This is a genomic window from Bdellovibrio sp. KM01 (genome assembly GCF_013752535.1).
In the GTDB taxonomy this organism is placed as follows: domain Bacteria; phylum Bdellovibrionota; class Bdellovibrionia; order Bdellovibrionales; family Bdellovibrionaceae; genus Bdellovibrio.
The window spans coordinates 2,182,384-2,199,591 of sequence record NZ_CP058348.1; the positions used below are offsets into that span (position 1 = coordinate 2,182,384).

Genomic DNA, 17,208 nt, shown 5'->3' on the forward strand with positions numbered 1-17,208 from the left:
GAAAAACCGAAAACCAAGGTTGGTCAAAACGGTTCGATTGCTAGGCGGAGTGACTTGCTCGCAGCGCAGGCGTGCCCCAGGCACGTCGGAGCGAGAACAAGTCGCTCCAACAACGCAAGCGGGCCGTTTTCACCAACCGCTAAGAACTAAGCTTTTTTGTTCCAGGATGCACACCAGCCATTCGCTTTAACCAATTTGCCAGCGAAGATTGTGCAAGTGCCTTTGTCCGCGTCTTTCTTGCCGTAGAAACCGCAAGTTGCGCAGTGGTTGCCCTTTGCTTCAGGTGATTTTTTGTGATCTTCAACGTATTTCACAGCTTTTGCTACAGAGTCATTGGGATCCACCATCGGCATAGCGCCGCCAGCTGCTGCTCCACCAGAAGGGGCAGCGCCTCTTCTTTTCTCCTGAGCTTGAGCTTCAGAAGAGAAAGCGCGCAAAAGTGTTGGAGCGATAACTGCCACTCCGGCTACGGATGCTAGTGTTTTGAAAAATCCACGACGGTTCATTGTGTTGCCTCCTGTAAGTTCGATTCGGTATTATCAAATAGTATTCATTTTCACTATGTTTTCAATTACAAATCAAAAATAACCAGACACGACATGATCTGACAAGGCCACAAAACGTTGCATGAAACGAAAAAAGCCGCATCAACTGCGGCTTTTAAATATTTAATATGTCTAATGATTTGAATTAGTGAGCGTGCGCTTCGCACTGACAGGCTTTACGATTCAACCAGTGGGCCGCCACCAAAAGAAGACTTCCCAGGATCGTCACGACATCGTGCTCGAATACCTCAACCATCTCGTGAGGCAGAAGCGATCCTGCACAAACAAGCAACAATCCCGTCACGCCCATCGCTAATACTTTGCTTTGACGATGATGTTTATAGCCCGACCAAAACGCAAACAACCCGATCGGTAAAATCACCGCGGCCATCGACAGATGCACCCAGTGAGACTCAAACGCCTCGCCCATCATAGGCAAAGCCAAAATTAAAAGTGGCGTCACCAAACAGTGAATCGCACACAACGTCGAAAGAAACATTCCCAATTTATCCCAGATATCTGTTTCATCAGCGAATTGGTCATGTTGAGAGTGATCGACATCGCAGCACGCGGCTGCGTTTGGATTCATCGCGAAGGAAGATTTTAGATCAGTGCCAGACGCAGCTTCCACTGCTTTAAAAACTGGTTTTCCGTTTAAAATTTGCTCGTCCACATGCACCGCCTAAACTTCGGTTATCCCCTAAATGCAAGTGACTGTCAACTAGCCCCAAGGCCCCTCGTAAACTCTACAGCTTGCCTTTCACGACTGGTAGGCTCATACATGAGATATGAGCACTCACCAGCCGCCTCCTATATATGAATTGGGACCCGAATTTTATGACGAGGTCCAGCCTGCAAGTTTCCCGAAAGCTCAACTGCGCTATCGCAATCAGGCAGCGGCGGAATCTATCGGCCTGGGACATTTAACGGAATCAGAGTGGAAATCTTATTTCGCGGATTTCAAACCGATGCCAGGAAATTTAGTGACGGCCCTGGCTCTGCGCTATCACGGACATCAATTTCGCTCGTACAATCCACAAATTGGAGATGGCCGAGGCTTTTTATATGCGCAGTTTTTAGTTCAAGAAAAACTTTATGATCTGGGCACAAAGGGCAGCGGACGCACGCCGTATTCGCGCACTGGCGATGGCCGACTGACACTGAAAGGTGCCTTTCGCGAAATTCTCGCAACCGAACTTTTGGAAGCTTATGGTGTGAACACCAGCAAAACTTTTTCCGTGTTTGAAACGGCCGAAGAATTGGAACGACACGATGAACCGTCACCCACCCGCGCTGGCGTTTTAGTGCGATTAAATCACAGTCACATTCGCTACGGAACTTTTCAGCGTCTGGCATTCTTGAAAGAGACCGAAAATATCGTAAAGCTCGTGGATTACTGTTGTCGCCATTACTATCCAGAACTTTTGCAATATCAGGGCGAAGAAAGAGCCGCCGCATTTCTCCAGGCGGTTTGCAGAAATGCGGCACGCACCACTGCGGAATGGATGCTTGCCGGATTTGTTCATGGCGTTTTAAATACCGACAATATGAACATTACGGGTGAGTCGTTTGACTATGGTCCGTATCGCTTTATGCCACAATACGATCCTGCCTTCACCGCTGCGTATTTCGATCAAAGCGGTTTGTATGCTTACGGCCGCCAGCCCACTTCGGTGTTGTGGAATTTGCATCAATTGGGATTCGCTTTAAAAGTCGGATATCCGAATCTGCCATATGAAGAATTACTTGAAGAGTTTGCCGATGACTTTAACTTTGAAAGTCGCCGAATTTTCATGCATCGCTTAAACATCAAGAATCCACTTCAGGATGAACGCGCTTCCTTGGAGATGGATCAAGAGATGATGATGAACTTCTTTAAGTTTTTAAGCGAAGCTCAACCGTTGTTTGAGCAAACGTTCTTTGATCTGCATTCAGGGGTCAACGAAGATCGTCTGCGCGACTCCGTACAAAGTGCCACTTATTCTCATCCAAGTTTTGCAGATTTAAAAAAGAATTTAGAATTCTATGAAGTCTTAAATGAAGAAAAGACCGCGCACCCGTATTTCAAAAATAACAAGTGCTGCTCGTTGATCATCGACGAATTAGAATCCATCTGGGCCCCCATCGCCGAAAATGACGACTGGACCCTGTTCGATAAAAAACTTCAAGACATCCGCGCGATCAAAGGCATTTATTAGGTGCCAGGTCCTAACTGTAGAAGCGGCGCTTCTACAGTTAGGACCTGGCACCTTTTTTAACCGCCTTCGTAGCCAGAAATTTTTGCGAGCACCTTGCGCACCCAGATGCGGAAATCATCGATAAAGCCGAAAGCTGCGGGCACCACAACCAATGTCAATAGCGTTGAACTGATCAATCCACCGATAATGGCAATGCCCATGGATGTTCTCATCGCCGAGGCCTCATTCAAACCAATGGCGATTGGAATCATACCCGCGATCAATGCAAGTGACGTCATCAGGATCGGGCGCAGACGCGTACGGCAGGCTTTTAACAAAGCATCCTTACGCTCCATCCCCTCTTGCAACAGATGATTGGTGTAATCCACCAGCAAGATCGAATTCTTAGCCACCACCCCCAATAGCAGTACAATCCCAATCAGCGAGAAAATATCAATAGTTTTTCCCGTGATCAAAAGTGCAATGAAAGCCCCCGTCATCGCCAAAGGCAATGCAAGTAAGATTGTAAATGGAGTGATGAAGCTTTCATACAAGCTCGCCAAAACCAGATAGATGAACGTGACCCCTAGGAAAATCGCGATCAACATGTTGTTGATCAAATCTTTAAAGTCATCGGCCTGACCTTGAAAGCGATACTCAATCCCCGCTGGTGGCTTCAATTCTGTTTTAAAGATCTTTTCGATCTCTTGAGAAACAGTTCCTAAAGCGCCACCTTTTGCCAGGTTCGCAGATACTTGGATGAAACGACTTTTGTTCTGACGGTTGATCTGCGAATAACCTTTTGATTCTTCACCACGAGCCACACGAGCCAGAGGAATCATATTAAAGTTGGCATTCGGAACCAACGTCGTTGCAAAATTGCTACGCAGATCCCGGTCTTTTTCATTAAAGCGCACGCGCACTTTGTAATCGATTCCGTTCTCACGATAGATCGTGTCTTCGTTTCCTTCCGTACGGTTACGAAGTTCCGCTCCGGCTTTGACCGTCGAAACACCCAACGCCTCTGAACGATTGCGATCAAAGATCACATGATATTCAGGTTTTCCTGCGCGGAAGTTCGTGTCGACATCCACCAAGCCTTTAATTTGGCGGATACGAGCGACGACTTGCTCAGCGTAGGTATTTAATTCTTCCAGATCCTGACCTGTCAGATTGATATTTAAAGGTTTTTGACCTGAATTCACCGGATCAAACTCCCCAATACTGACAATCGCGCGTTTTTTAAATGGCTCCAACCGTTTACGCAATTCTTCTGTATAATCTGTCGTCTTCATTGAACGTTGTTTTGGATCTACCAAGCGGACATACAAACTTGCCTTGTTGGATTCGTTATTAAAAGAACCCACCGTCGCAACCACAATGTCGACAGCTTTATCGCCGTCAAAAACTTTTTCCACTTCTGAAACAAAATTCCCCGTCGCTTCCAATGAAGAACCGACTGGCAATTCTATAGAAACAGAGAACTCCCCGGCATCGGCAGCAGGCAAGAACGTCTTAGGAATAAACGCCACGGTCACCATAGACACCACGAAAACAAAAAATGCACCGGTTAAAATAGTTTTAGGATGATTGATGGTGAATTTTAAAAGACGTTCATAGATGTCCTCTAAGCGAGTTTGAAATCGATCAAAAGCACTTAGCATTTTACCGACGATATTATCGCCTTTATTGTGCTCATCAGGATGCGCCAGGTACGCAGACATCATCGGTGCCACAGTGAACGCGTCGAACAAAGAAATAAGCATCGTAAATACAACCGTTAAACCGAATTGCTTAAAGAATTGCCCCACGATCCCTTGTAAGAAGGAGATCGGCCCGAACACCGCGATCACAACCAATGTCGTCGCGACAACGGCCATGGCCACCTCCTTCGTTCCATCCAAAGCGGCATCCTTAGGACGCTTACCCATTTCCAAATGGCGGAAAATATTTTCCCGCACCACGATCGCGTCATCAATCAAAAGACCCACGGCAAGGGAAAGAGCCAGCAATGTCATCAAGTTGATGGTAAAGCCCATTGCAAACATGATCACAAAGCCACCCAGCAAAGAGTTCGGCAATGCCATCCCGGTGATCAAAGTTGAACGTGCCGATCCTAAGAAAAAGAAAACGACCAAAACGCAAAGCCCGATACCGATCATGATGGACTCATTCACGTCAGCCACATTTAATCGAATCGGACGTGAAGTATCACGCACCAGTTTCACTTCAGCCTTAATGCCTTTTGTTTGTAAAAGCTCATTGGCCTTGGCAATGTTCTTTTTAATATTGTCTGCCACCGCCACCGTATTGGAGCCCCGCTGTTTATAGACTTGCATCAACAGGGCATTTTTCCCTTGAATTCGGCCCATGGTCTTTTGATCTTCCAGGCTTTTAATAACCTGACCGATGTCTTTGACCATCACCGGACGATCGGAGCCGATGAAGTTGACGTTTACTTCCTCGATTTGTTTTAGTGATTCAAACTCCCCGCTGGTGCGGAGGGTGGTTTCTTGTTTGGGATTTTCAATTTTACCGATCGGTGTATCTTTGGACGTTTCTAAAACACGCTGAGAAACCTGCAACATCGAAATTTTACGATCTTGAAGTTTGTTTTTATCGATGACGACGTGAATCTCTTGCTTACGACCACCATAAATATTGACCTGCCCCACATCTTTAAGACGTTCAAAGATGGGCTTTACGACCTCATTCGCAAGATCGTAGGCTTCCCCGTCTTTCATTTCTGCGACCAAGGCCAAAGTGACAATCGGTTGATCGGCCGGGTCGAAACGACGAATCACGGGCTCGTACATGTCCGCTGGTAAATCACGGCGGATATTGCCAATACGATTTCGAACGTCTTGCTCCATCTCTTTGATATCAGTGCCAAGACTGAATTCCAAAACCAGAACGACCACGCCATCCAGATTGTTTGCCGTCAGAGTTTTTAATCCGGGCAATCCACCCAACTCATCTTCGATCGGTTTGGAAACTTGCTTTTCCAAATCCAAAGGAGAAGCCCCCGGATAAGTGATTTGCACCGACAGAATCGGAAACGTCACATCCGGAAAAAGATCCACGGGCATTTTAAATAAAGAAAACACACCCAGAATCAGGGTCAACAAAACCACACAAAGAATCGTGATCGGTCTACGAATCGAAAGACTTGGTAAATTCATAACCTATTCCTCCACCGTCATAAATAAACGGGCTTGGGCTTCCATTTTTCTTTGTTCAGCCTTTAAACGATTCATATTAAGTTCCGAAGTGGCCGCATCATTTTCGGCGTCGACCACATTCATCGTAATGGTACGGCCTTTATTAAAAAGATCATTCGTCGCTCGCGAGCGATCGTTTTGCAGCTTATTAAATTGCTCGGCACTTTGCACTCGACGTGTCATCTCTCCGTAACGTCGGTTGAGCTCACTCCAAGCGCTGTCACTTTCTAAGAGCTGACGTTCCGCCAGCAAGCGTGACGCCAAAGCATTTTTCTTAGAGGCATCTTTAGCCGCGCGTTTAACAGAAGTATCAAACATGTATTTCAAAGTTAAAGCCACCTTGGCCGTCGGATTATTTACGTCGCCCAGATTTTGAGTGGCATCTGGCATGTCTTTAGAAAAAGTATTGGTATTATAGGACCCACTTAACACCAAGTCAGGGCGGAAGCTGTCTTCGACTTCTTCTGCCTGGACGGCGGCTGCCTTGGCCTCAAGGGATTTTAAATAAGCTTCCATTTGCACTACGCGCCCCTTGCCACCACTCACTAATGATTCCAAGGGACGAGCGGCACTTAAATCCCCTTCCAAATTCGGGAAGGAAGACATCTCTTTAAGCTCCATCGCATCGAGGACCGCTTTTTTTGCCGCCTCCAAATCATCTTCTGCGGTAATCAAGACCAGCTGACGTCCCGCCACCAAGGCCTGCCCTTGCAAAAGATCGGCACGATCACTGATCCCATCGGCCACACGACGACGAGTCCACGATTCAATTTTTTTAGCGCGCTCCAAAGAACCTTTTGCTGTTTTCAAGTTTTCCACAGCATACAGGTATTCCCAGTAAGCAGCTTCGGCCTGAACCAGGACTCCGCGGATTTTATAATCAAAGTCGCCTTTTTGTGCGGCTGTTGCAGCATCTTGACGCTCCCAACGAAGGCGTGTCGCATGACCAAAAGCATCTTTCCACAAAGATTGAGAAAGAGTTAATCCCAATTGTCCGTAACCAAATTTGCTATAAGCCGCAAACTGGGGGTTTACGATTCCTGGGTTATCAAATTGAGTAACCGTCCCCCACAGGGACGCTTGAGTACCGGAAGAAAACTTTTTAGAGAATCCAAGATTGTAGGCAAGCTGTTTACTTTCAGGAACACCGAACATCGCAAACTGACTTAAAGGATTTTTATCACTTAAATAGCTTACTTCAGCTGACATCGCTGGAACAAATTCCAAGTCGCCGGCTAAATTTCGATCATCAGCCGCTTCTTTAGCCACATCCAAGGCCTTGATTGTTTTGTGATGGATTTCTACGGATTTCAAATACTCCTGCAAGTTCATGGCGAAGGATTGCGAAGCTACCAACAGAAAAAACGCGACACACAGTTTGCTCGTCATAGAGATAAGTCCTTCCGTGACTCATTCTTGTTTACCCGAAAAGCGTAAAATAATTAGGGTCAGTAAACAACTCTTTCGATACAACACTTTTAACATTCAAAAAAACAGCTCAGAGGAGTGAAATAGAGTGGCGATTTTAGAAAAAGCAAAACCCTCGGCTGGCGAGGGTTTCCCGAACATTTTGATTCAAATGTTAAGACCGAAAAGAGACTTAATTGCTCTTTTTATCTTCCGCAGCGTGGCAGTCCGCACAACCAGAAGCAGAAGCTTTTTTATCTACGGCACATTCGCCACCGTGACATGCCGATTTGGCCTTATCCATACCACATGCACAAGATTCTTTTTTTGCAGTCGATGCACACGCACCCAAGAACAAAGCGACTAAAGATGCGAACACGATTTTTTTCATCGGGACTCCCTATGTTGATTATCAAAGTAATTGAATTTTGTGATTATTTCTCGGGCAGATCAAGGGAAGTCTTCCAGACGCACCATGATACTAGCCCTCTGCACCAATGAGTAATTTCAGAGCAGAAACATCGTCCCGCCTGCACTTAACGCAAGGTGATATTCCCCGAACCAAAAACTGACAGAATCAATTGTTGAAACTCCAATAAGTCTCAAGGTAAAAATTTATCCATTCGCGGGGGGAATAATGGATTTCGTGAGGGGCATGAAATTCGCTACGTTTATGGGAGTCTTTGCAACAGCTTTGCTGAGTGCAAATACGACGCTGGCCGAGGAGTCATCACAGACGATGCCTCCGGTACACGCATCACAAACGGGCGATTCACAGCAAGCGGTACCCGCTCCATATACAGATAAACCACAATGGCATCAATTCTATATGATTGATGATACCAACTTGGATCAAGTCACAGTTCGCGGCGCTCAAACGATGCCGATGGAACTGATGGCTCCGACGGAACTGATCTCAACATTTGCAAGAAAAGTTAAAGTTGCAGTCGTGAACTTGCTTCGTTGGAATCAATACAATTACGACATGCCAGTACCAACTGAAAAGTACATGCGCAAATTGCACTTCGGCCGCTGGATCAATGATCCTACAGACGAAACCTGCATGAATACGCGTGCAAAGGTCTTGGTTCGTGATTCCAAAGGCGAAATCACTTATCGCAACGGTAAAACATGCGTCGTGGAAGATGGTCTTTGGGACGATCCGTACACGAACACTGAAATCACTTCGTCTCGCCAAATTCAGATTGATCATATGGTGCCACTTAAAAACGCCTATATGTCAGGTGCATTTAACTGGGATTATAAAACACGCTGTTTGTATGCGAATTACATGGGCTTGAGAGAGCACCTGGTTTCAGCCGAAGCTCACCAAAACATGTCCAAAGGTGATAGCGGTCCAGAAGGTTACCTTCCACCGTTTGAACCAGGTCGCTGCCAATACATCCGTAACTGGATCGCCATCAAAATGATCTGGCGTTTGACGTTGAATCCTGAAGAAGCGAAAGCTATCAGCGACAACATCATCAAGTACAACTGCAAGGCTTCTGATTTCGTCTTTACTAAAGATGAATTGGACAACCAACGCAACGTTATCACGCAGAACTTAAACTTCTGTATGATCAATAAAAGATAATGTTTAAAATTCTGTTCGAGGACGACTGGTTTTTAGCGGCTGAAAAGCCCGCCGGTCTTCCTTCGCAAGCGACGGTGGACAAAAGCCGTCCTGACTTCTTCACCCAATTAAAAAAACAACTGCAGGCAGAACGCGGCACTGATTTCTATCTGGCCCTGCACCACCGCCTGGACCGCGACACTTCCGGCGTCATGATCTTTGCTAAAAACAAAGAAGCGAATGATCCTTTGGCCAATATGTTTAAAAAGCATTTGATCCAAAAAACCTATCGTTGTCTGACCCGCAATCGCAAAATGCCAGAAACCTGGGAAATCCAGAACCATCTGGCTGAAGTGAAAGATCACAAACTAAAAAAAACCAAGATGAAATCCACCACTTCCGGTGGTGATAAAGCTCACACCAAGTTCCGTCTGATTGAAAAATTCAAAGCAGGAATGATGGTGGAGGCTCAACCGTTAACGGGACGAATGCACCAAATCCGTGTGCATTTGGCAGAAGAACACATGGGTATCTTTGGCGACGACATCTACCCGTGCAATAAAACACCAGTGGCTCCCCGCTTGATGCTGCATGCATTAAGCCTGGAATTCACTCATCCCTTTACCCAAGTTCCGATAAAAATAGAATCTGCTTTACCCGAGGATATGAAAGAATTTATTCTTTTACTGAAATCCACTTAACCGCAGGTTCGCCGCGATTTATTCCAGCGATCTATTTCTCCGACGAACAACCTTGTTTATTACAGAATTTTCCCCGGACATGGTGGACAGAGGCTAGTGATCCTCGGATACCCTCATTTCCGGTAGCACATTTCCGACATGTAATCCAACAATGGCTCATAACGGAGAGAAGGAACCATGCCGGATATGGAAAAGAAAATACCAACAATCATCGTTCGCAAACCTCAAACCGACAGCGGATCAAAGTCCGGAGCTGAGGACACGGGAATGATTGATTTCATCCCCAACAAAAACGAGATTATAGAAAAAACTCGGATCAAACTCGAGGAAATCCTCAAGTTGATCGTCGACTTTCCGGAAGAAATTTCTGTGACAGTCACTCAAGGTGAACGCACAACGATCTTCAATATCGATTGTTCAAAAAGAAATTTCGGAAGAATGTTAGGTTCTCGCGGTAAAATGATCGGAAGTCTTCGCAATGTGATTCTTGCGATGACGGCACGTCATGGAATTCGCTCGATTATCGAAGTTCCTTACTTTTCTCAAGACATGAAACCCCTGAAACAATCGGCATAAACAGAGTCACAATTAGCCAAACTAGACTGTCACTTTTTAGCACAATTAGTATGCTTATCTAATATGAGTAACGAACTAATTGAAATCGATTCGAAGGCCTTACGCAATTTACTAAAGCATCACCAGATGTCCCAGTACGATCTTGCGGTAAGGCTCGATATCTCGACGAAAACCATCCAACGCTGGATGAACCAAAGTATTCGCCGAGTCAAGCCAGAGACAATTGAAAAACTCATGGAAGTTTTGGGACCGACTGCGGGGGAAATCAAAAGAGACTCCCCTGCTTTAAGCTTGCGCCCCACAGATAAAGCCGTGGCGGAGCTTTGCTCTGAAAGATCTTTTCAATCCATTCGTTTAACCGACGATTGGAATCGCTATCTGGAAATTCTAAAATCCATTCACACCGAAGCTTTACCAAGTGAGCAGTGCTTTGTGATTTCCCGAAACATCGGAATTTCCTCTTTCTATCTGGGAAAATTCCAGGCTGCCAAAATTTACCTTAGCAAAGCCATGAAATACGCAGAGCTTTTGCAAAACGAAAATCACATGGGAGATGTTCGCAATTGGTTCGCACGCTTGGATGAAGCTGTCGGAAATCTTTTTAAGGCCGACGATTATTTAAATCAGAACCTGCAAAACCTTGAAAAGATCACTCGCCCCAGTGTTCTGGCGGAGTATTCCTATGTCCGTGGCCGCGTGCATTTACACCGCTGGCAAAATGCGGAAGCGGAAGTGCAATTGCGCCGGGGTCTGCTGACAACACTGAAGACCCGTTCTAAACCATATCCATTGCTGGCGGCTTGGATGTATCTTCACTTGGTGCACTTATACTTGCGGACTAAGAATCTTCCTAAAGCCCAAGCATGCGGCCGTCGCTTTTTAAAGACGGCGGAAAGATCCGGCTGGGGGCGCGGCATTTTGTTAGGGAATTATTATTTGGGAATCATTGCCAAGTTTAAAAATGGCCCGACCACGCTTTCGGCTCAGTATTTTGGAAAAGCGCGCTTGATGCACAAATGCACTCTGGTGGATCGTTATTGTCCTTTACTTTCCCAAGCTGAGTTTTTGTATTTCATTTTAAAGGGACGTTATGCTGAAGCCAGAACCATACTTGCTCACCGCTTGTATAAAACTCGCCGGGCTGAATTCTATTTGGCTTCCACGACAATCGATGGGCTTTTACTTTCTAAGTTAAACCCGGGCAGCCACGGAATTCGCAAAAGCATGATCACTAAGGCCAAGGAATATTATCAAGCGCAGGGAATTCAATATCCCCTGGCTTTGATTGAAAAACTGGAAGGGCGCAACGAAGTGGCACCTCAAGAAATTGCTGAATTTTACTACTACTAATCTGCACTCTTTAGAAACTAAAAACCCCACATCGCTGTGGGGTTTTTAAAAAGTCATTATTTTTTTGCGAAAGTGCAAGTATCTGAAGTCGTTCCGTTACCGTAGTCTTCGCTGTATGTGTATTCAGCTTTAACTGACAAAGCGGCCTCGGTGCGAGACAATACGAAGTTTGTTTCTTCGCCTTCCCAACCCCAGTCACCCATTTTGATTTCTGTTGCAGTGACGCTTTCAGGTTTAGTGATCGCAGAAGAATAAATCGCCACGTCTTTGAAAGCTTCTGTATCACCAGCAGTCAGGTTAACGTAAACGCTGCCTTTACCATTGATAACTGAATAGTCGAATTTCAAGCTGCAAGGGTGACCGTTAGCTGCTTTACCTGCAGTCAAATCGTAACCGCGAGTGTATGAGCGAAGAAGTTGGAAGGTATTCAAAGCTTCATCAGGCAATTGAGATGCTTGAGCGAAACCAGAAATCATAAGACCAGTCAAAAGAACCACTGACGAAAGCGCTTTCATAAAAAACTCCCTATTAGGTTTTGGCTGGAACCTCTTTTACCCGGGAATGGCTTTTTATGAAACAATATTCTCTGGGACCATAGAAGGATTACCCGACTCTAACGAGATTCTAACAATTAGGGCTCGTCGGGAGTCTCTAGAGCACTCTCACAAACCAGATCTGCTTGTTTTACAGAGCAGGAATAGAGTTCATTTGAATCCGCAGAAGGACTGGAAATACGACCATAAACCGTCGCACCCAGCTGCCAGAACTTAAGCTGACCGATACCCCAGGGACGAGGGATTTGGGCTTGTTGAAAGGCCGCCTCGTATATCGCCATCGCAGAATAGCTGCCACCCGGCGTATAGTAAAAACAGCGGGGATCCCGGGCCACTTGCTGACAGCCCTGATTGGAACAAACGTAATCGTTTAAAATCACATCTATCGGTGAATCCGCATGGTAAACGGTGACCTTGTTCTCGCTCCCCGCCGCGGTAATGGAAAAGCCCATAAAGTTATTGGAAGGCTTATTTAAGCCCAGATTGTTCTGCTTAGCATAGATCTGCAAGACCTCCAGCAAGTCTCCTTTAAAGGAGCTTTCTGCCGCAAGGACCGGTACCGATAGAAAAAGACCACATAAGAACAGTCTGAACGAATTTCCCATACAGGGTAGATCGGAACCCACCCCTATTACTTAACCAAACGTCTGAACGACTAGACTAGGTTATGTAAAACGCGACAACCGTACTGTAGCACTATGATTCATCGGGGAAGGTTTCGAACTTCATGACCTTTTCGAGATCGACATCCCAATTGGCTTTGCTTGCACAAAAAATATGGGCATTGGGTCTAACAGAAAGCTCGCCGTCTAAACTTCCCGCAGGAACAACCAGCAACTGCCCATTCATCTGCAAACCTGGTAAAGCCGAACCGCATTCCTGGCAAAAACTTTTGGAATGGCGGGTTCCTGGCAGATTGAAACTCTGAACCTTATCCTCACCACTCAGCCAATTGAGGCGCGCTTTGGAAGAGAACAAGTTCGCTGCGTGAGCAGAACCTGTGTCCTTTTGGCAGTGCCTGCAGTGACATAAAAAGAAACTTTCAAAGCTGCCCTCGACTTTGAATTTAACCCGCTGACACAAACAAGAACCCTGATATTGATTACTCATTGGATTATGGTGCCATACTTGCCTGATATTATGGCAAGTTTTTGGTTTTTAGATTTTAACGCTGCGCCTAAAGTTGACCTTTAAGTAAAGACAGGTATCATCTGTTCTTCTTCGCACGATTTGCCTCGGTGGCGAAATTGGTAGACGCACAGGACTTAAAATCCTGGGATTCCTTTACAGGGTCGTGCCGGTTCGATTCCGGCCCGAGGCACCACTTCCTCTTCTTTTGCTTCGGACAGTCCTCGCTCGGGCTTACTTCTTCTTCGTTAGTTTGTTTATTGGCTCGATGTTTTTTCTGTGGCTTCGTTGTGGCTACAGAGGCCTGCGGAACTCGCAAAAGAAGAGGAAGTGGTGCTCAGTGTTGGGTGACGCTGGCCCTACGGGCGCCGCGTTTTTGGGGAATAAAAAACCCGCTGTTTATTTAAGTCAGCGGTGTTCGATGTTTGTTTTGATCAATTCACGAGTGCTCACATTTTCAATTTATCAGCTCGTGCACGAGATTTTTTCACCTCATTCCAATTGTCAGCCACCCAACATACAAGGGCCTGTTGGATCGTATAGAGGCTTAACCCCAATGAAGAAAGTTGGTATTCCACGCGTGGAGGAATTTCGGGAAAAACTTCACGCGCAACGATACCATCTCTTTCAAGCTTCTTTAATGTCGAGCTCAACATTTTTTGAGAAATTCCACGCACGAGTCTTTCAAGCTCTGAGAACCTGGCGCGGTGTCCTGGGGCACCTTGCAAAGCTACAATTATAAAAACACTCCATTTGTCTCCCACCGTGTTCATGAGCTCTCTAACTCCATCCGCATCAACATTGTTGCAAAGCTGATTAGGCTGAATATTTCTCTTATTAGACACCTTCTTCATACGCACCCACAGGTTAGTAACCCACGTAAAGGTGGGTTCTTGTGCCAGAAACATATCACCGATATAGTAACTTAACAATGGTTAGCATATAACCAAAGGAGAGCTTGTGGCTGAAAACATTCCAAATCAACAGTTCACAGAAAATGCAGAAAAATTGATTCGTTCTAGACGCTCAAAAAGAGACTATCTTCCAGGAAGAATTCCTCAGGAAACTTTATGCAAAATATTTGAATTGGCCAATCAGGCTCCGTCATCTACAAACACGCAAGCCAGACGGATTGAAGTGGTTAGTGGACCGCTTCTGCAAAAATTGTCGACAGCGCTGAAGAGTGCTTACGACAAAAAACATACATATCTAGACTTTCCGTATACCTCTGGCACTTACACCGAAGTCTACTCGAAGCGCATGCAAGAATTTGGAGCGGGCTTATATGGTCTGCTAAAAATTGCTCGTGGCGATCAGGAAGGTAACAGAAAAAACTATATTCGGAATCTTGAATTCTTCGGAGCCCCTCATGCCGCTTTTCTGTTTGTTCCTAATTTTGATGTCGAAAGAAATCTCAACGACATAGGCATGTATGGACAGACTTTACTTCTCGCAATGAAAGCTTATGGTATCGACAGCTGTCCACAGGCCGTCTTAGGTATGTATTGCGACGTAATTAGAGAGACTCTAAATATCAGTCCCGAATACAAACTTTTGTGGGGGATATCTTTCGGCTACGCAAATCCCGAGGCACCGGTTAACCAGCTCATTACGTCGAGAGCTCCATTAAACGAAACTGTGACATTCAGAGAATAAATTTATGGAGCATAGCTAATGAAAATAAACCTCTCAGTCTTAGATCTCGTGATGATCAACCAAGATAGTAATGCTCAGACAGCCCTGTACGATACATTGAAGGTTGCGCAAAAAGTTGAAGAACTGGGCTATACTCGGTTCTGGGTTGCTGAACATCACAACTCTGTTTCAACTGGAAGCGCCGCAACCTCTGTCGCAGTAGGTTTTTTGGCAGCTGGAACCAAAAAGATTCGAGTCGGCGCCGGAGGGGTTATGCTTCCAAATCATGCGCCACTCGTCATCGCCGAACAGTTTGGAACATTGGAGTCTTTGTACCCCGGACGAATCGATTTGGGCTTGGGAAGAGCAACTGGAACTGAGCTGAACACATTGCATGCCTTAAGGCGCTTACCAGATTCTGCAGAAAGCTTCCCACAAGATGTTCAAGAGCTTCAGGGTTACTTTGAAGACCGCAGTGAAGGCAAAACGATTACGGCAACGCCGGGACAAGGGCTATCAATCCCTTTGTGGATATTAGGCTCAAGCACCTTCGGTGCACAGCTCGCCGCACACCTGGGATTACCGTTCGCTTTTGCTGGTCACATTTCTCCAGCATCTATGCGTGATGCGATTGCAATTTATAGAAGCAATTTTAAGCCATCAAAACAATTAAAAAGTCCGTACGTCGCGATCAGTATAAATCTCGTAGCTGCAGGAACAGATAAAGAAGCAGAGTTTCATTTTTCTAGCCATCAACAATATTTAATCAATTATGCACGAGGCTTAAAAGAGAAATTTCCACCACCAATTGCCGACATAGCTAGCTTCTGGTCTCCTCGTGAGAAAATGTTTTTGGATAGAATGCTAGATTTCTCCGTCATAGGCTCGCCGGAAAAAATTCATATAGGTTTAGAGCGTGCATATCAGGAAACAAAATCTGACGAGTTTATAGTGGTTAGCTCCATCTTCGATATAGAAGCAAGATTAAGATCCTACGAGATTCTGTCGAAAGTGGTATCGAGCATTTGACGTATGATCATAAAGCACGCTCATACAAATTTTTACTTAAGCAACAACAACAGGAATTTCATGATTTACGCACAAATCACACAGTTCACAAAAATGCTCCAAACACTTTCGCGCCTTCTCGATAAAGCGCAATGGTACGCTGAGGCGAACAACATTGCGTCAGAAGAACTTCTGAACTCGCGACTTGCACCAGATATGCTCCCCCTAATGAGCCAGATATATTGGGCGTGTGATACGGCAAGGCTCGCCACCTCAGTCTTGAGCGGTAAGGAAGTGCCAATTTTTAAAAATGATGAGAAAACGATACCTGAACTTAAAGCTCTCATCGAAAAGACGATCAGCTACGTCTCGTCTATAAAAGAGAGCGATTTCTCCGGCTGGGAAGAAAGAATAGTTGCTCCCAAGGGCTGGTCCGGAGCTTTTCTTGGAAAAGATTATTTGTATCAGCACGGGGTTCCGAATTTTTATTTTCACGTGGTTACGGCCTACGCGATCCTTCGCCATAACGGTGTTCAGATCGGGAAAATGGACTACATCGGACAGCTACCTTTCATGAAATAAACACCACAAACTTGCGGTCCATAGGGCCATATATGACTCCTGATTAGTACTTTTGATCGAGTGCCCGGAGTCTCATCGATCAAAAGTACTAATGTTTCTAATCCTTAAAACGAATGGGATCACAAAGGGCAGGATTCCTTATTCGTTATCAGATTTAAGGGAAAATGGTTTTACATCAACCAGTTCCAAAGTACGAACTCCGCCTTCGACTGTATCTTTGATAACGATGATATATTGAGTACGCATGTTATGGCCGTTGTAAGACTTCTCCTGAGTATTCACCATGGCAATTTGTTTGTTGTATGATTCGCCACAACCCACGCGAACGTGAGCAGCCAATGTGGGCTCTGATACCCAAACGTAAACATCGGCTTTACGTTCTTGCGCGGCTTTTTGCTCAATTCTATAAAGCTTCGAGTTTTGGTCAGCTTCCATGTTTTTGATGAATTCACGTACTGTATCGCCATCAGTGGAATTTGCGCCATTTGAACAAGTATCAGCGTAAACTGCGACACCTTTATCGCTCGTGGTCATTTTCAAAGGTTCTACTGGGGATGGTGCTGCTAAAACAGAACCGGCTACCAGATTTGCTAGGCCAAAAACCAACATCTTTTTCATAACTAATTCTCCTAAAATCGTTTTACACCCAAGCCACATGCAAGCGTGCGTTGAACGAAGAAAGGTTTAAATCAACATGTCAGTCGGTGTATATTAGAGATATTCGAATCCAAGCTTCGAATTATTTGAAGGA

The 17,208-nt window shown here is 45.4% G+C and carries 18 protein-coding genes and 1 tRNA gene; 9 read left to right on the top strand and 10 right to left on the bottom strand.

Annotated elements, in window-relative coordinates:
• Positions 1-146 precede the first annotated feature (146 nt).
• Together HW988_RS10640 and HW988_RS10645 are read right to left on the bottom strand one after the other, a co-directional pair.
• A complete protein-coding gene (locus HW988_RS10640; protein WP_181604258.1) occupies positions 147-506 on the bottom strand; it encodes a high-potential iron-sulfur protein in 360 nt (119 codons plus the stop codon).
• Between the two features lie 184 nt (positions 507-690).
• Entirely contained in the window at positions 691-1,218 is a 528-nt protein-coding gene (locus tag HW988_RS10645; protein WP_255489945.1) for a MerC domain-containing protein, read from the bottom strand.
• 115 nt (positions 1,219-1,333) lie between these two features.
• On the opposite strand from HW988_RS10645, the gene HW988_RS10650 reads away from it, so the two are divergent.
• Positions 1,334-2,743 (top strand): protein adenylyltransferase SelO family protein, encoded by a 1,410-nt coding sequence (locus tag HW988_RS10650; protein ID WP_181604259.1) that lies wholly within the window; start codon positions 1,334-1,336, stop codon positions 2,741-2,743.
• 56 nt (positions 2,744-2,799) lie between these two features.
• Here the strand turns inward: HW988_RS10650 and HW988_RS10655 are convergent, their stop codons facing one another.
• The 3 genes from HW988_RS10655 to HW988_RS10665 all read right to left on the bottom strand — a co-directional run bounded on the left by HW988_RS10655 (position 2,800) and on the right by HW988_RS10665 (position 7,741).
• Complete coding sequence (locus tag HW988_RS10655; protein WP_181604260.1) at positions 2,800-5,904, bottom strand: efflux RND transporter permease subunit; 3,105 nt, start codon at positions 5,902-5,904, stop codon at positions 2,800-2,802.
• Positions 5,905-5,907: 3 nt separating this feature from the next.
• Complete coding sequence (locus HW988_RS10660; protein WP_181604261.1) at positions 5,908-7,332, bottom strand: TolC family protein; 1,425 nt, start codon at positions 7,330-7,332, stop codon at positions 5,908-5,910.
• Between the two features lie 211 nt (positions 7,333-7,543).
• Complete coding sequence (locus HW988_RS10665) at positions 7,544-7,741, bottom strand: hypothetical protein (RefSeq protein WP_142700491.1); 198 nt, start codon at positions 7,739-7,741, stop codon at positions 7,544-7,546.
• A 264-nt stretch (positions 7,742-8,005) separates the two neighbouring features.
• On the opposite strand from HW988_RS10665, the gene HW988_RS10670 reads away from it, so the two are divergent.
• From HW988_RS10670 to HW988_RS10685, 4 genes are all read left to right on the top strand, one after another.
• Positions 8,006-8,944, top strand: a complete 939-nt coding sequence (locus tag HW988_RS10670) for an HNH endonuclease family protein (RefSeq protein WP_181604262.1) — start codon at positions 8,006-8,008, stop codon at positions 8,942-8,944.
• Positions 8,944-9,624, top strand: a complete 681-nt coding sequence (locus HW988_RS10675; RefSeq protein ID WP_181604263.1) for an RluA family pseudouridine synthase — start codon at positions 8,944-8,946, stop codon at positions 9,622-9,624. The genes HW988_RS10670 and HW988_RS10675 overlap by 1 nt, the downstream gene beginning before the upstream one ends.
• Before the next feature lie 186 nt (positions 9,625-9,810).
• Complete coding sequence (locus HW988_RS10680) at positions 9,811-10,200, top strand: KH domain-containing protein (RefSeq protein ID WP_181604264.1); 390 nt, start codon at positions 9,811-9,813, stop codon at positions 10,198-10,200.
• A gap of 63 nt (positions 10,201-10,263) precedes the next feature.
• A complete protein-coding gene (locus tag HW988_RS10685) occupies positions 10,264-11,550 on the top strand; it encodes a helix-turn-helix transcriptional regulator (protein WP_181604265.1) in 1,287 nt (428 codons plus the stop codon).
• Between the two features lie 56 nt (positions 11,551-11,606).
• Here HW988_RS10685 and HW988_RS10690 read toward each other — a convergent pair whose 3' ends face one another.
• From HW988_RS10690 to HW988_RS10700, 3 genes are all read right to left on the bottom strand, one after another.
• Positions 11,607-12,065: a hypothetical protein gene (locus HW988_RS10690; protein WP_181604266.1), complete on the bottom strand. Its 459-nt coding sequence runs from the start codon at positions 12,063-12,065 to the stop codon at positions 11,607-11,609.
• Between the two features lie 116 nt (positions 12,066-12,181).
• A complete protein-coding gene (locus HW988_RS10695) occupies positions 12,182-12,709 on the bottom strand; it encodes a hypothetical protein (protein ID WP_181604267.1) in 528 nt (175 codons plus the stop codon).
• Positions 12,710-12,800: 91 nt separating this feature from the next.
• A complete protein-coding gene (locus HW988_RS10700; protein WP_181604268.1) occupies positions 12,801-13,214 on the bottom strand; it encodes a GFA family protein in 414 nt (137 codons plus the stop codon).
• A gap of 122 nt (positions 13,215-13,336) precedes the next feature.
• Here HW988_RS10700 and HW988_RS10705 point away from each other — a divergent pair.
• A tRNA-Leu gene (locus tag HW988_RS10705) sits at positions 13,337-13,428 on the top strand.
• Between the two features lie 253 nt (positions 13,429-13,681).
• Here the strand turns inward: HW988_RS10705 and HW988_RS10710 are convergent.
• Positions 13,682-14,086 (bottom strand): helix-turn-helix domain-containing protein, encoded by a 405-nt coding sequence (locus HW988_RS10710; protein WP_181607747.1) that lies wholly within the window; start codon positions 14,084-14,086, stop codon positions 13,682-13,684.
• Positions 14,087-14,192: 106 nt separating this feature from the next.
• Between HW988_RS10710 and HW988_RS10715 the strand changes: the two genes are divergently transcribed.
• The 3 genes from HW988_RS10715 to HW988_RS10725 are packed head-to-tail and all read left to right on the top strand — an operon-like array spanning position 14,193 to position 16,457.
• Positions 14,193-14,888 (top strand): nitroreductase, encoded by a 696-nt coding sequence (locus HW988_RS10715; RefSeq protein ID WP_181604269.1) that lies wholly within the window; start codon positions 14,193-14,195, stop codon positions 14,886-14,888.
• Between the two features lie 18 nt (positions 14,889-14,906).
• The gene (locus tag HW988_RS10720; protein ID WP_181604270.1) at positions 14,907-15,896 is read left to right on the top strand and encodes an LLM class flavin-dependent oxidoreductase; all 990 of its coding nucleotides are present in this window, start codon (positions 14,907-14,909) and stop codon (positions 15,894-15,896) included.
• A 60-nt stretch (positions 15,897-15,956) separates the two neighbouring features.
• Positions 15,957-16,457, top strand: coding sequence for a DUF1993 family protein (locus tag HW988_RS10725; protein ID WP_181604271.1), 501 nt, complete (start codon positions 15,957-15,959; stop codon positions 16,455-16,457).
• Between the two features lie 138 nt (positions 16,458-16,595).
• On the opposite strand, the gene HW988_RS10730 is transcribed toward HW988_RS10725, so the two are convergent.
• The gene (locus HW988_RS10730) at positions 16,596-17,075 is read right to left on the bottom strand and encodes a hypothetical protein (RefSeq protein ID WP_181604272.1); all 480 of its coding nucleotides are present in this window, start codon (positions 17,073-17,075) and stop codon (positions 16,596-16,598) included.
• Between the last annotated feature and the right edge of the window lie 133 nt (positions 17,076-17,208).